The sequence below is a fragment of the Liquorilactobacillus mali KCTC 3596 = DSM 20444 genome, assembly GCF_000260415.1.
Taxonomy (GTDB): Bacteria; Bacillota; Bacilli; order Lactobacillales; family Lactobacillaceae; genus Liquorilactobacillus; species Liquorilactobacillus mali.
This window is the reverse complement of sequence record NZ_BACP01000026.1, coordinates 1-15097: the sequence shown is the minus strand read 5'-3', so window position 1 is coordinate 15097 and position 15097 is coordinate 1. Positions and strand designations below refer to the sequence as shown.

Genomic DNA, 15097 nt, shown 5'->3' with positions numbered 1-15097 from the left:
AAAAAATTACGAACATAGCGAGTAATTTGCTATGAGTAATTCGAGGTCAGACAGCAAATTTTGACTCATGGAACATGTTTATTTGGAATAAATAAAGGAGCTGGTTCAAAATCTAACTTTTGACTCAGCCCCTTTTTGGCAATAAAGAAAGATACATGCAATTATGCAAATTTTTTTATAATTGGTAAATCAAAAGCTAGCGGGGTAGACTCTCTATAATTAAGGTTGCAGTTTCCTCGATTGACTTATTTGAGACATTGATAATTAGGCAACCAATCTTCTTATAGAGTTCGTTTGCGTATGACAATTCAGCTTCAATATTTTCCATGTTAGAATAATTTGTATCTGGATTCAGTCCATAGGTAATCATGCGCTCACGGCGGATATTGTTGAGGACTGTTGGATCATTAGTTAGACCAAAAATCTTTTTGGGATCAACCTTCCAAATTTCGTCAGGAATACCGGCCTTTGGAACAAGCGGAAGATTAGCAACGCGGTAATTCTTATTAGCCAAATAAAGTGATAACGGCGTCTTTGATGTTCTAGAAACCCCTAAGAGGACAATATCGGCCTTCTCAAAGCCTGCAGGGTCCTTTCCATCATCGTAGGTAACGGCAAATTCCAGAGCCTCGATGCGATTGAAGTAGTTTTTGTTTAATTTATGATTTCTTCCAGATTGATATAAAGGAATCTCACCAGTTTTTGATTCAATCGTATTGATAATCTTTGACATTCCATCCAGCACAAACAGTTTATTTTTTTCACAATAGTCGTTGACATAGGAGGCTAATCCTTCTCCGACGAGCGTGTGTACAACAAAAGCATCCATCCTCTTTGCTTGTTCGAGGATTCCTGCCAAAAGTGAAGTTGTTTTTATTAATGGAAAACGATGATATTCAAATTCTACGTTTGGAAATTGTACAGTAGCGGCTTCGGCCAAATTATTACCAGTTTCGCCAAGTGAGTCCGAAATTACAAAAATAGCCATTTTCTTATCTTTTGTCATCATAAATTCCCCTTAAGTTTAGTAAATGCTACTATCCTTGATTATACATTATGAGTATAATGTACGTAAAGGAAACGATTTCAGTGTTTTTTAAGATATTAAATTTGGTGTATTGACGGTTTGTCAACGTTTATGTATAATAGTTAGGAACTGTTATTAAATTTGTGTATTTATACAAGATTAGGCGGTTACTTTAAAGCTCGGAGGGAGGGAAACAATATGTCAAAGACAGTCGTTCGTAAAAACGAATCTCTTGATGATGCTCTTCGTCGCTTCAAACGCACCGTTTCAAAAACAGGTACTTTACAAGAATACCGTAAGCGTGAATTTTACGAGAAGCCAAGTGTGAAACGTAAGAAGAAGTCAGAAGCAGCAAGAAAGCGTAAGAATAAACGTCGTTTCTAATTCCTAAGGAGGGGTAGAACTGATGAGCTTACTTGATTCATTGAATAATGATTTAAAAACTGCGATGAAGGCTCACGATAAAGAAACCTTAAGTACTGTCCGCATGTTGAAAGCTGCGGTTACTAATGAACAGATTAAGGTTGGTCATACTTTGACCTCTGATGAAGAAGTTAGTGTCTTGTCTCGTGAACTAAAGCAACGTAAGGATTCAGTTGATGAGTTTACATCAGCTGGCCGAACCGATTTAGTTCCTGCACTTGAGAAGGAAATCGAGATTGTCGAACGTTATTTGCCGGAGCAGCTTAGTGAGGACGATGTAAAGTCTATTGTTGAAGAAACGATTCGACAGGTTGGAGCAACATCTAAGGCTGATTTCGGTAAGGTAATGGGCGCAGTTATGCCTAAACTCAAGGGTCAAGCTGATGGGAAGATTGTTAACTCAGTTGTAAAATCATTGTTAAACTAATTAATATAGGTCGTAGAGAGGGTTGTACTAAAACTTTGGTTTTGGTACAATCTTTTTTCGTGGTTTGAATAATTTGGATAGGATTAAGTAAGTATTATTGTAAAATAGGCTTTGATGAGGGATGAGCGGCACAAGTAAATTCAAACGAAAAACGGTATTATGTTTGTTGTGATAATGAGGCACTTGTTTATTAGTATAAAGGAGTGAAAAAAAGCTGAGTTAAAAGTTATATTTTGAACCAGTTTCTCTATTTATTCCGGATAAACATATTGCATAATTCTTAATTTTTAAAGTGATATTTGAAGTTTTGTGCTCTACACAACAATCTTCTTTTTACCTGTCATTCACAGCGATATTTTTTATATTGGTTATCCTTTACCTAGATGGATTAGTAGACTTTATTAGATAATGGATTTATGCTATGATTTAAGCATAATATGGTTATTTGAAGGAGCCCATGCGGATTGACGGAAGAACAATTAGTTGAAAAAGAATTCAGGTTAGAAGATCCACAACAAAGTGTTGCATTATTGGGTACTCATGATAAGTACATCAAGTTGCTCGAAGAAAGTGAAGAGGTTGTTGTAAAGCCTTTTGGCGAAATTATCAAGATTAGCGGTTCGTCAGAGGCAGTTGATAAGACGATTGCGATTTTGAAACAATTGAGTGAGTTGCTTAGTCAAGGTGTTGCAGTTAGTAGTACGGATGTCCTATCAGCTATTAAGATGGCTAATCGTGGTACGTTAACATATTTTCAGGATTTGTACACCGATATACTTTTGAGAGACCAAAAGAAGAAACCGATCAGGGTTAAGAATTATGGTCAGCGTCAATATGTGCAGGCTATCACTAATAATGACCTGGTTTTTGGAATTGGACCTGCCGGGACAGGTAAAACATTTTTAGCTGTTGTAATGGCAGTGGCTGCATTAAAAAAGAATAAAGTTGAACGAATCATCCTAACAAGACCAGCGGTTGAAGCTGGGGAGTCCCTTGGCTTTTTACCTGGGGACTTGAAAGAAAAGGTTGATCCGTATCTGCGACCTGTTTACGATGCCCTTTACAGTGTTTTGGGTAAGGAGCATACTGAACGTTTGTTGGATCGTGGAGTCATTGAAATTGCACCACTCGCCTACATGCGTGGGCGTACTCTTGAAAATGCTTTTGTAATTCTTGATGAAGCACAAAATACGACAAGAGCACAAATGAAAATGTTTCTTACAAGACTTGGATTCGGATCCAAAATGGTTGTTAATGGTGATAAGACACAAATTGATTTGCCTAAGGGACACAGTCAAAGTGGACTCATAGATGCGGAGAAAATTTTAGTGGGACGACCACATATTAGTTTTGTCAATTTTGACGCGGCTGATATTGTACGTCATCCTGTGGTTGCAGAAATCATTGATGCATATTCAAAACAAGGTGAAGAAGAGGGTTAAACTAATGGATTTAGAGATTTTTGATGAAACTGATAAAGTTTCTGAAGAAAGAATTGAACTGGTGAAGAATGTATTGAATTATGCAGGAAAATACATTAAGCTACCTGATAATACAGAAATGTCAGTTACTTTAATGGATAACGCGCGGATACATGAAATAAATAAGAAGTATCGTGGTGTTGACAAACCGACTGATGTTATTAGTTTTGCGATTGAGGAAACTAGTGAGGATGATGTACCAATAATTTTACCTGATGATGAAGAGTTCGACGTTCCCAAAAATATCGGTGATATTATGGTTTCAATGGATAAAGTCAAGGAGCAAGCGGAATATCTTGAACATTCTGAAGAACGAGAGCTTGGATTCTTAGTTGTTCATGGCTTTTTGCATTTGAATGGATATGATCATATGCGCAAGGAAGATGAAGAAGTTATGTTTGGATTACAACGTGAGATTTTGGATGCCTATGGACTTAAAAAATAAACGTGCTGCGAAGTGGAAACATCATCATTTTTGGGTATCTTTTTGTCATGCATGTCAAGGATTGAAGACGGCTTGGAAAGAGGAACGCAATCTGCGTTTTCATTCTATCATGACAATTTTAGTGCTACTTGCTGGCTTAGTCTTTAGGGTCACAGTGATGGAATGGCTATGGCTGGGTTTGAGTATCACCATTGTTTTAGTATGTGAACTGATTAATACTGCAATAGAAAATATTGTTGATCTAATCGTTGGAAATCAAAGTAATAAGTTAGCAAAAAAAGCAAAAGACATTGCTTCCGGAGCTGTCTTAGTTGCCTCTTTGTTTTCCTTAATTGTCGGACTCATAATTTTCTTACCTTATTTATGGCATGTATTTTTTTCTTAGAAAGGATATTAAATGCAAACAAAAAAACATTCTGGTTTTATTGCAATAATCGGGCGGCCAAACGTTGGCAAGTCGACTTTTTTGAATCAAGTAATTGGTGAAAAAATAGCGATTATGAGTGATAAGGCACAAACAACAAGAAACAAGATTCAAGGAATCTATACAACTGATGATACACAAATTGTATTTATCGATACCCCAGGGATCCACAAACCGCACAGTCGTTTGGGAGATTTCATGGTTGAATCAGCATTATCAACTTTGAATGAAGTTGATGCTGTGGTATTTATGGTTAATGCAACTGAGAAAAAAGGACGCGGAGACGAATTTATCATTAAGCGGTTGAAACAGGTTAAGCAGCCGATTTTCTTGGTGATCAACAAGATTGATAAAATTCATCCAGATGCACTTTTGGGAATCGTTGATAGTTATCGCAAGGATTTGGATTTTGCTGAGGTTTATCCTATTTCTGCATTGCAGGGAATTAATTGTCCAGAATTGGTCAGTGCAATCAGTAATGTACTTCCGGAAGGCCCGCAATTTTATCCGGATGATCAGGTAACTGATCATCCAGAACGTTTTATTGCGGGTGAATTGATTCGTGAACAAGTCTTAGATTTGACTCACGAAGAGGTTCCTCACTCTGTAGCGGTGATTGTTGAACGAATCAGACGCGAAAATGAGGAGAAAGTATTAGTACAAGCAACCATTATTGTTGAGCGCTCATCGCAAAAGGGTATTTTGATTGGTAAGGGCGGCAAAATGCTTAAGACAATTGGAACAAGAGCCCGTAAGGAAATTGAAGCAATGCTTGGTGATAAAATTTATCTTGAGCTTTGGGTAAAGGTGCAACCTAACTGGAAAGACAAGAAGGCTGATTTACAAGCGCTTGGTTATAAACAAGATGATTATTAAAAGATAGTTTTAGAAATACCGAGGTGAAATCCGTGGGCACCACTAAAATGGCTGAATTTTCCGGAGTCGTTGTCTATCGCAAGGATTACCGTGAGCGGGATATGCTGGTTAAAATTTTAACAGATCACTATGGATTCAAAATGTTTTTTGTGAGAGGTGCACGAAAACGGGGTTTTAAGTTAGCTGCTGCTATCTTGCCATTTACTTCAGCGACTTTTATTGGAACTATCAATGATAGTGGACTTTCTTTTATCTCTGCAGTGAAAGAAGTTAAGCAGTTTCAAACTATCTGCAATGATATCGTGTTGAATGCTTATGCTTCGTATGTCCTTGGACTTGGTGAGGCTGCTTTTGGGGATGCTGTTCCATTGAACATCTGGTATGAAAAGTTAGTACACGTGTTGAAGGCAATTGATAGCGGAATTGATGCAGCGATTCTTACAAACATGGTTGAAGTGCAAATGCTTGGCTTTTTTGGTGTCAAGCCAAATCTAGTTAATTGTGTGGTTTGTGCTGAAAATCAGGGTGAATTCGATTTTTCACAGAGTCTAGGTGGTCTATTGTGCCAGAAACATTGGAATATGGATCCACAGAGAATGCACTTGGATAAAAGAACCATTTTCTTTTTGAGACAGTTTAGCGCAGTTGATATCTTAAAGATTGGCAATATTAGCGTTAAAGATGATACCAAAAAGAATTTGCGGGCAGCTCTTGATCAAATATATAATAATGAGGTCGGTCTTAACATCAAGGCTAAGCATTTTATTGATGAGATGGGAAAATGGCCGAAGGAGATACTATGTAATTCACAGGATGAACAAACTAAGGATTGACAAAACACAAATAAACGACTATTCTTACTTGGTAGATAAATGTGAAGGTAATGATGAAAAAGGGTGTCTGGTAGTTTGCTCAGCAGCGAGTTCGGATAGTGTAAGCGGACAAGGAAAAGCTTGACATTGGCGTTTTTGGAATCTTCATAACATGAATGAAGCTGCTAGCTATGCTAGAAGTAGGGTGGAACCGCGATTAATAGAAAGTCGTCCCTATGTAACCACTGATTGTGGTCGCATAGGCTTTTTTGTGTCCAGACTATTCAGTAGCTAAATAGTAAAATTAGGAGGAAGAATATGTCAAAGAAGTTAGCTTTACAAGATATTATCTTGACCTTGCAGCAATTTTGGTCAAAACAAGGATGTATGTTGATGCAATCCTATGATACTGAGAAGGGTGCAGGAACGATGAGTCCATATACATTTTTACGTGCAATTGGACCAGAACCATGGAATGCAGCTTACGTTGAACCATCTAGAAGACCGGCAGATGGCCGCTATGGTGAAAATCCAAACCGTCTGTATCAACATCACCAATTCCAAGTAATCATGAAACCATCACCTTCCAATATTCAGGAACTCTATCTTGATAGTTTACGCGCATTGGGACTCGATCCTAAGGAGCATGATATTCGTTTTGTTGAAGACAATTGGGAAAATCCCTCAATGGGTTGTGCCGGTGTTGGTTGGGAAGTTTGGCTAGATGGAATGGAGATCACACAGTTCACTTACTTCCAACAAGTTGGTGGGCTTGAGGTGCGTCCCGTTGCAGCCGAAGTTACGTATGGCTTGGAACGTCTATCGTCATATATTCAAGATGTTAATTCTGTTTTTGAATTAGAATGGGCAGATGGTGTTAAGTATGGCGATATATTTAGCGAACCTGAATATGAACATTCAAAGTATTCATTTGAAAAGAGTAACCAAGAAATGTTGTTTAACTTCTTTGATACATATGAAGAGGAAGCTAAGAAACAGATTAAAAATGGACTCGTTCATCCTGCATACGATTACATCTTGAAATGCAGCCACACTTTTAATCTGTTAGATGCAAGAGGTGCCGTTTCTGTGACAGAGCGTGCTGGTTATTTAGCACGCATTAGAAACATGGCAAAAGATGTAGCAAAAGCATTCGTAGCGGAGCGCAAAAAATTAGGATTTCCATTGATTAAGGATGAAAAGTTGCGCCAAAGTTTATTAAAGGAGGACAAATAATATGACCCATACATTTCTATTAGAGATTGGCCTAGAAGAAATTCCAGCACATGTTGTAACTCCAAGTGCGCAACAACTAACAGAACGTGTCAGTTCATTTCTAAAGGAACAACGTTTGTCTTTTGAGCATATTGAAACATTTTCGACACCTCGTCGACTGGCAGTTAAAGTTTTGAATCTGGCTGATCAACAAGCAGATATTGAAGAGGAAGCAAAGGGACCGGCTCGAAAGATTGCACAAGATGCTGAGGGTAACTGGTCTAAGGCCGCAATTGGTTTTTCTCGTGGTCAGGGGATGACGCCTGATGATATTTTCTTCAAAGAATTAAAGGGTGTTGAATATGCTTATGTAAACAAATTCATTGCTGGTAAAAAAGCAATTGAGATTCTTAGTGGTGTTAAAAATGCGATTACTGCGATGGTATTTCCTACAATGATGCGTTGGGGCAGTAATGATTTTAAATTCGTACGCCCTTTAAAATGGATCATTGCCTTATTGGATAATGAAGTTGTACCATTCAGTATTTTGGATGTGAAGTCCAGTAATGTTACGAAAGGACATCGTTTCTTGGGCAATGATGTTACGATAAAAAATGCTGATGAATATCCTAAGGCACTTGTCTCAGAATATGTGATTGCTGATAGTCAGGAAAGAAAGAACCTGATTGTTCAACAGATTAAGGATCTAGCTGCTAAGAATGACTGGAAGATCATTGTTGATGATGACTTGCTAGAAGAGGTTAATAACTTAGTTGAGTATCCAACTGTTTTTGCTGGCAGTTTTGACAGAAAATATCTGGAGATCCCTGATGAAGTTTTGATTACTTCGATGAAAGATCATCAACGTTTCTTCTATGTGCAAGATGAAAATGGAAAACTATTACCTAATTTTGTTTCTGTTAGAAATGGTGTAAAAGACCATATTGACACTGTGATTGCAGGAAATGAAAAGGTTTTGACCGCACGACTTGAAGATGCTGCATTCTTTTTCCATGAAGATCAAAAAAATTCAATTGCAGATTATGTTGAACGTCTAAAGAAAGTTATGTTCCATGACAAGATTGGAACAACTTTTGAAAAAATGGAACGTGTGCAGTTACTAAGTGCTATTCTTGCAGATTACTTGGGTTTTGATGAAGAGAGTAAGTCTAACTTGAAGCGTGCTGCACAAATTTATAAGTTTGATCTGGTAACGGGAATGGTCGGTGAATTTTCAGAATTACAAGGTGTAATGGGTGAAAAGTATGCACTTATAATGGGCGAGAAGCCAGAAGTTGCGACAGCAATCAAGGAACATTACATGCCAATTTCTGCGGAAGGTGAACTTCCGCAAACAACTGTCGGAGCCCTATTAGCAGTTGCTGATAAGCTTGATAGTATAGCGGCATTTTTTGCGGCAGGAATGATTCCAACTGGGTCAAATGATCCTTATGCACTTCGACGCCAAGCCGCTGGGATAGCTAGGATAGTGATGGATCAAAATTGGTCATTATCTGCAGTCCAGTTATTCAACGTTGTAGAAAAAAATGCGGCAGCAAATCCTGAACTATATCGAAAGATTAGTCCTGCTGATACAGAAGCAGAAGTTACGACTTTCATTGTCGAACGAATTAAGAAAATGCTTGAAGTACAGCATTATAATTTTGACGTGATTGAAACAGTAACGGCTAAAACAACAAATGGTTTTAAGGAAATGCTTGAGGCAGCCAGGGTTCTTAAAGTTCATAGCAATGATAAAGACTTCAAGGATACAGTCGAAGCGACCACGCGTGTCTTGCGACTTGCTAAAAAAGCGGATTTGGCAGCAGATGTTCAGCTTAAACCTGAATTATTTGAAAATGATGCTGAGAAAGTTTTCGCAGATAGAGTGGCTGAAATGGAGGAAAAGAATTTCAATAATGTTGAGGAAATATTCCAAGTATTACGAGGGATGCGTGTTGTTATTAACAATTACTTTGATGAAACAATGGTAATGGCAAAAGATGCAGATATCCGTAATAATCGTTTGTATCAGCTAAGTTTGTATGCTTCATTTGCCTACAAGTTGGGAGACTTAACGAAATTAAACGTTAAGTAAAGCTGATTGACTATGGAACATATCTATATTGAATAAACAGGGTGATCAAAGCAAAGCCTAATTTTTGAGACAATACCTTAATGCCAAAAGCAGAAACTTGAAGTAACTGATTTTAATCGAAATTTCTTTATTCTTTGATTTTTGTCCTTATTATTGTATAATTGTAAATGATTCTTTTTAGAGTATTTTATACGAAAAATAGCCGGTTGATTAATGAAAATCAATCGGTATTATTTCTTTAAATCTGTTTTTTAGGTGATTGATATTGCGGTGTACTGGGAGAGTTAAGTGAGGTGATTTTGTGAGCCAACGAATACCTGAACAGGTGATTGAAAATGTCAGAAACAATGTTAATATTGTCGATATTGTGGGGCAGTATGTGCAATTAAGCAAATCAGGCAGAAATTTATTTGGTCTTTGTCCTTTTCATGAAGAAAAAACACCGTCTTTTTCAGTATCAGAAGAAAAACAGATTTTCCATTGTTTCTCGTGCCATAGAGGCGGGAATGTTTTTAAATTCATCATGGAGATTGAAAATGTTAGCTTCCCTGAGGCAGTTTTGAAAGTTGCTGAACTGGGTAATATTGAAATTGATAAGGAAATTCTGCATGATTTTGATTCTTCAGATGGAGAATCGTCCAATTCGAGAAAGCTAAAGAAGGTTCATGCGGATGCGGCTCAACTTTACCATCACATCTTGATTAATACTCAAATTGGTGAAGAGGCTTTGAGTTATTTGCATGAGCGGGGCTTAAACGATGATATCATCAATGAGTTCAATCTGGGATATGCACCTGAAAAAGCAATACTCACAGCTTTCTTTAAGGAACGTAAAGTAGCCGGCGAATTACTGAGAAAATCTGGACTTTTTGTTGAATATAGCGATGGAACCATGAATGATCGCTTTCGTAATCGTGTTTTGTTTCCAATTAGAGATGCTCAGGGATCTACCATCGCTTTTTCGGGGCGCTTATTGCATAAGGATGATAAGCAGCCTAAGTATTTAAATAGTCCCGAGACAGAGCTTTTTAATAAGCGGAAGGTCCTTTTCAATTTTGATAAGGCTAAAAGTGAAATTAGGCAAAAAAAGTTTGCTATTTTGTTCGAGGGATTCATGGATGTTTTGGCGGCTTATCGTTCTGGTGTAAAAAACGGAATTGCTTCTATGGGAACAAGTTTAACTAATGAACAAATTTATCTGCTTGAAAGAACCACGAATGAATTATTTCTGTGTTATGATGGTGATGAGGCTGGTCAAAATGCGATAGCACGTGCATTAGAATTGCTTGAACCTGTAACCAAATTAAAATTGGGAGTAATCAGAATCCCTGAAAAATTAGATCCTGATGAATATGTACAAAAGTATGGTGAAACTGCTTTTGAGCAACTGATATCCGATGCACATGAGACGAAGATTGCTTTTTACATGCGGCATTATCAGCAAAATCGGAACTTAGCAAATGAGAGTGACCAACTTGCATATATTGCAGATGTGATGCAGAAATTGGCAGTTATCGAATCACCGGTGGAACAGGATTTATATCTTAATCAATTAGCAAGCCGTTTTTCACTCGAAAAGGATAGCTTGAAGTTACAGTTGCGTGAGTATATCGGAAAGTTCAAGCCTCAAAAACAATTCAGAGCTGCTAAAGAGAGCAATCTAAGGTCTTTTGGCAGCATGAGTACTGCTAATTCACAGAAATATTCGCGAATTGAACGTGCAGAAAGACTCTTATTATATCGGATATTACATGAACAGAATACGCGGATTAGACTGAGAAATTATACGGACTTTTCGTTTGTTCATGATGATTATCAGTTAGTTTACACTATTTCAGAAGGATATTTTAATGCGTATCCTGAATATGAGACTGCTAGATTTCTTGATTTTTTGGATAACGAACGGGCTAGACAGCTTGTTGTAAGTCTTGAATTGGATAATTACGCTTTGGAATCAAGTGACGAGGAATTTGAAGACTGTATGAATGTGATAAGCAAGGAGTCGCCACTTGAACAGTCCATTGCTGAAATAAAGCATAAAATAGCAGATGCAAAAAAAATTAATAATAATGAACTTGTTACTAGTTTAACAATAAAACTGGTATCATTACTTCAACAGCAGCAAACGAATAAATCTGCATCATTATAAGGAGGCCCAACATGGCAGAGAACGTAAATAAAGGAACTGAAAGTGCAGCATATACTAAAGCCGTGAATGAGTTAATTAAAGAATATAAGGCACAAAAAGAAATTAACTATGATGATTTGAGTGAGAAAATAGTTACTCCCTATAGCTTGGATTCAGGTCAGATGGATGAACTTATTCAGAAACTTGAAGATTCTGGCATTTCAGTTGTAGATGAAAAAGGTGAACCAAGTGAGCATAGTTTAAAAGCCGCTTCGAGCGTTGCTGAAAAGGCATCAAGTGAAAAGAATGTATCGGCACCTGCTGGGGTTAAGATTAATGACCCAGTTAGAATGTACCTTAAGGAAATTGGACGCGTAAATTTGTTGACGGCTGATGAAGAGGTTGCTTTAGCGTTGAAGATTGAAGAAGGTAATGAAGAATCAAAACAACGATTGGCTGAGGCTAATTTACGTTTAGTTGTTTCGATCGCTAAACGTTATGTTGGTCGTGGAATGTCTTTTCTTGATCTTATTCAAGAAGGCAATATGGGACTAATGAAGGCTGTTGAAAAATTCGATTATCGCAAGGGATTCAAGTTCTCTACTTACGCGACATGGTGGATTAGGCAGGCAATCACGCGTGCAATTGCGGATCAGGCTCGTACGATTCGTATTCCGGTTCATATGGTTGAGACAATTAATAAGTTAATCAGAATTCAAAGACAAATGCTACAAGACCTTGGACGTGAGCCAGTGCCAGAAGAAATTGGTGCTGAAATGGATATGCCAACAGATAAAGTTCGTGAGATTTTGAAAATTGCGCAAGAACCAGTGTCGCTAGAAACGCCAATTGGTGAAGAGGATGATTCGCATTTGGGTGACTTCATCGAAGACCACGACGCTACTAGTCCCGCTGATCATGCAGCATATGAGTTATTGAAGGAACAGCTTGAGAGCGTACTTGATACATTAACTGATCGTGAGGAGAATGTATTGCGTCTGCGCTTTGGTTTAGATGATGGTCGTACACGTACCCTTGAGGAAGTAGGTAAGGTCTTTGGTGTTACACGTGAACGTATTCGTCAAATCGAAGCAAAGGCATTACGTAAGTTACGCCATCCTTCACGTTCAAAACAGTTAAAAGACTTTTTAGAATAAAATATACTTGCTTTTTAGAAACAGATGGTTTATTATTCAATTTATCAAGAAAAGAGGTTTGACAAATGGTTGCACTTAACTTTAAAAAGGTGAATAACGCATGTTGCTGTCTCATTCCGCGTGTTAGTGTGGATGAAACGGCTACTTTGGGCTGGAATCTTTTTTGTAGGTTAAGTTAAGAAGAATTCCATTTGAAGAGCTTTCCAGGCTGAGGCGCGAATCTTATAAAGATTCGTGCCTTTTTCTTTTCAAAAAATAAGGAGGATTTACGATGATTTATCATACTGTTGAAGAATTAGTAGGAAATACACCACTTTTGGAACTAAACATTAATGTTGCTAACGGTTCTCATATTTTTGCAAAAATTGAGTCAACTAATCCAGGTGGAAGTATCAAGGATCGGCTTGGTTTTTATATGATTGAACAGGCAATTAAAGAGAACAAGTTAAAAAAGGGAATGACGGTAATCGAACCAACTGCTGGTAATACCGGTATTGGAGTTGCAATGGCAGCATCGCATTATGGAATGAAAACTATACTTGTTGTCCCAGAAAAATTCAGCCAAGAAAAACAGACACTAATGCGAGCTCTTGGGGCGAAGATCGTACATACATCCAGTGAAGATGGTATTGTAGGTGCAATCAAAAAAGCAAGAGAACTAGAGGCAAGTACTGAAGGCAGCTATGTTCCCATGCAATTCGAAAACCTGGATAATCCAGATGCCTATTATCACAGTATTGCTCCAGAGATTTATAATGAAATGAAAAACAATGACTTGCAGATTAATGGTTTTGTTGCCGGCGCTGGTAGTGGTGGAACATTCGTTGGTATGGCAAGGTATTTCAAAGAACAGGACAAGAATATCAAAACGGCCATTGTTGAACCTGAAGGCTCGATTTTAAACGGCGGGCCAAAGCATGCTCATCGAACAGAAGGAATCGGGGTCGAATTTATTCCACCATTTCTTGAAAAAAATAATCTTGATTATATTTATACAATTAGTGATCAGGAAGCATTTGAATTAGTTAAGAAACTTGCAAAGGATTATGGTATCTTTGCTGGAAGTTCAAGCGGTGCAGCATTAGCAGCCAGCTTGAAATTAGCTGAGAAATTACCAACTGGTAGTAACATCGTAACAGTCTTTCCAGATAGCAGTGAGCGTTATTTAAGCCAAAAAATATATGACTAAAGGGAGTTAATAAAAATGAAATTTAATACAAAGTTAATCCATGGTGGAATCAGTCAAGACAAAGCAACAGGTGCAGTTACTGTACCTATTTATCAAACATCAACATACGCACAAAAAGAACTAGGTGGGACACCAGCGTACGAATATTCAAGGACAGGTAATCCTACTAGGGAAGCTGTTGAAGACTTGGTTCGTGATCTGGAAAATGGAACTGCGGCTTTTGCTTTTGCATCAGGTTCAGCTGCGATCCACACTGTATTTACACTTTTTTCAGCAGGTGATCATATTATTGTAGGCAACGATGTTTATGGTGGAACCTTCAGACTAATTAATACAGTTTTGACAAGGCTTGGCTTGACATTCACAACAGTTGATACACGTAATATTGCAGAGGTTACTGCAGCTATTAAAGAGAATACGAAAGCAATTTACCTTGAGACACCAACGAATCCTTTAATGCGAATTACTGATATCAAGAAAGTATCGCAGTTAGCAAAAGAAAAAGATTTATTGACAATTGTTGATAATACCTTTGCAACACCGTACATTCAACGTCCACTAGACTTGGGTGCAGATATTGTTGTGCATAGTGCGTCCAAGTATTTGGGAGGACATAGCGATTTGATAGCTGGCTTAGTGGTAGTCAATAATCAGGATCTAGCTGAGCAGGTAGGTTACTTGCAAAATGCAATTGGTGGAATTTTAGGACCGCAGGATAGCTGGTTACTGCAACGTGGGATTAAGACCTTGGCAGTTAGAATGGACGCTCATCAGCGCAATGCTGAAGCAATTTATCAATTTTTAAAAGACGATGACCGAGTTGCGAAAATTTATTATCCTGGTGATGAAACCTCTGCAGATTTTGCAGTAGTCAAGAGCCAAATGAATGGATTTGGCGGGATGCTTTCTTTTGAACTAAAAAAAGGACTTTCGGTTAAGAAATTTATTGAATCGCTGCAATTAATCACGCTTGCTGAGAGTCTTGGTTCAGTTGAAAGCTTGGTCGAGGTCCCAGCAATAATGACTCATGGTTCCATACCAGAGAAAATTCGGCTGGAAAATGGAATTTCAAATGAATTGATTCGACTATCTGTAGGAATTGAGCAGGCCGAAGATTTACTAAATGATTTACAAAGAGGACTAAATGCCGCTGTAAAGTGATGTTCATCGATATTGTTAACAACTAGGATTTGTGTTACCATCAACTGAATAATTAGTTCTGCTATGGGGGTTATACTATGTTGTTAGAGAATTTTGATGCTAGTGAAGGAATGATTACACCTTGGGAAAGTGATTTAGAGAAGGCAGTGCCGATTTTACCAAAGACATTGATTATGCCATTTGATAAGGACATAAATCGGCAAATAACACAAGATCCAAGATATCAAGAAATTG

14 protein-coding genes are annotated in these 15097 nt (G+C 37.8%); 13 read left to right on the top strand and 1 reads right to left on the bottom strand.

The features are described from left to right. Positions 1-196: 196 nt before the first annotated feature. Positions 197-1006: a pyruvate, water dikinase regulatory protein gene (locus tag GSM_RS03715; RefSeq protein ID WP_003690206.1), complete on the bottom strand. Its 810-nt coding sequence runs from the start codon at positions 1004-1006 to the stop codon at positions 197-199. Between the two features lie 219 nt (positions 1007-1225). On the opposite strand from GSM_RS03715, the gene rpsU reads away from it, so the two are divergent. From rpsU to GSM_RS03645, 13 genes are all read left to right on the top strand, one after another. Next, on the top strand, positions 1226-1411 hold the full coding sequence (gene rpsU, locus GSM_RS03710; RefSeq protein ID WP_003690207.1) for a 30S ribosomal protein S21: 186 nt from the start codon (positions 1226-1228) through the stop codon (positions 1409-1411). Positions 1412-1433: 22 nt separating this feature from the next. Then, positions 1434-1877 carry a GatB/YqeY domain-containing protein gene (locus GSM_RS03705; protein WP_003690208.1) on the top strand — a complete coding sequence of 148 codons (444 nt, stop codon included), beginning with the start codon at positions 1434-1436 and terminating at the stop codon, positions 1875-1877. 464 nt (positions 1878-2341) lie between these two features. Continuing rightward, positions 2342-3319, top strand: coding sequence for a PhoH family protein (locus GSM_RS03700; protein WP_003690209.1), 978 nt, complete (start codon positions 2342-2344; stop codon positions 3317-3319). Between the two features lie 4 nt (positions 3320-3323). Continuing rightward, positions 3324-3803: an rRNA maturation RNase YbeY gene (gene ybeY / locus GSM_RS03695; protein WP_003690210.1), complete on the top strand. Its 480-nt coding sequence runs from the start codon at positions 3324-3326 to the stop codon at positions 3801-3803. Beyond that, complete coding sequence (locus tag GSM_RS03690) at positions 3787-4188, top strand: diacylglycerol kinase family protein (RefSeq protein WP_003690211.1); 402 nt, start codon at positions 3787-3789, stop codon at positions 4186-4188. The genes ybeY and GSM_RS03690 overlap by 17 nt, the downstream gene beginning before the upstream one ends. Before the next feature lie 12 nt (positions 4189-4200). Continuing rightward, the gene (era, locus tag GSM_RS03685) at positions 4201-5103 is read left to right on the top strand and encodes a GTPase Era (protein ID WP_003690213.1); all 903 of its coding nucleotides are present in this window, start codon (positions 4201-4203) and stop codon (positions 5101-5103) included. 32 nt (positions 5104-5135) lie between these two features. Further along, positions 5136-5936 carry a DNA repair protein RecO gene (gene recO / locus GSM_RS03680; RefSeq protein ID WP_003690214.1) on the top strand — a complete coding sequence of 267 codons (801 nt, stop codon included), beginning with the start codon at positions 5136-5138 and terminating at the stop codon, positions 5934-5936. Positions 5937-6233: 297 nt separating this feature from the next. After that, complete coding sequence (gene glyQ / locus GSM_RS03670) at positions 6234-7151, top strand: glycine--tRNA ligase subunit alpha (protein WP_003690215.1); 918 nt, start codon at positions 6234-6236, stop codon at positions 7149-7151. A 1-nt stretch (position 7152) separates the two neighbouring features. Beyond that, positions 7153-9228 (top strand): glycine--tRNA ligase subunit beta, encoded by a 2076-nt coding sequence (gene glyS / locus GSM_RS03665; protein WP_010077820.1) that lies wholly within the window; start codon positions 7153-7155, stop codon positions 9226-9228. Between the two features lie 301 nt (positions 9229-9529). Further along, positions 9530-11377 carry a DNA primase gene (dnaG, locus tag GSM_RS03660; RefSeq protein WP_003690224.1) on the top strand — a complete coding sequence of 616 codons (1848 nt, stop codon included), beginning with the start codon at positions 9530-9532 and terminating at the stop codon, positions 11375-11377. Between the two features lie 11 nt (positions 11378-11388). Then, positions 11389-12513: an RNA polymerase sigma factor RpoD gene (rpoD, locus tag GSM_RS03655; RefSeq protein WP_003690226.1), complete on the top strand. Its 1125-nt coding sequence runs from the start codon at positions 11389-11391 to the stop codon at positions 12511-12513. A gap of 271 nt (positions 12514-12784) precedes the next feature. Then, positions 12785-13702, top strand: a complete 918-nt coding sequence (locus GSM_RS03650; RefSeq protein WP_003690228.1) for a PLP-dependent cysteine synthase family protein — start codon at positions 12785-12787, stop codon at positions 13700-13702. 15 nt (positions 13703-13717) lie between these two features. Then, positions 13718-14863: a trans-sulfuration enzyme family protein gene (locus GSM_RS03645; RefSeq protein ID WP_003690230.1), complete on the top strand. Its 1146-nt coding sequence runs from the start codon at positions 13718-13720 to the stop codon at positions 14861-14863. Positions 14864-15097: the final 234 nt, after the last annotated feature.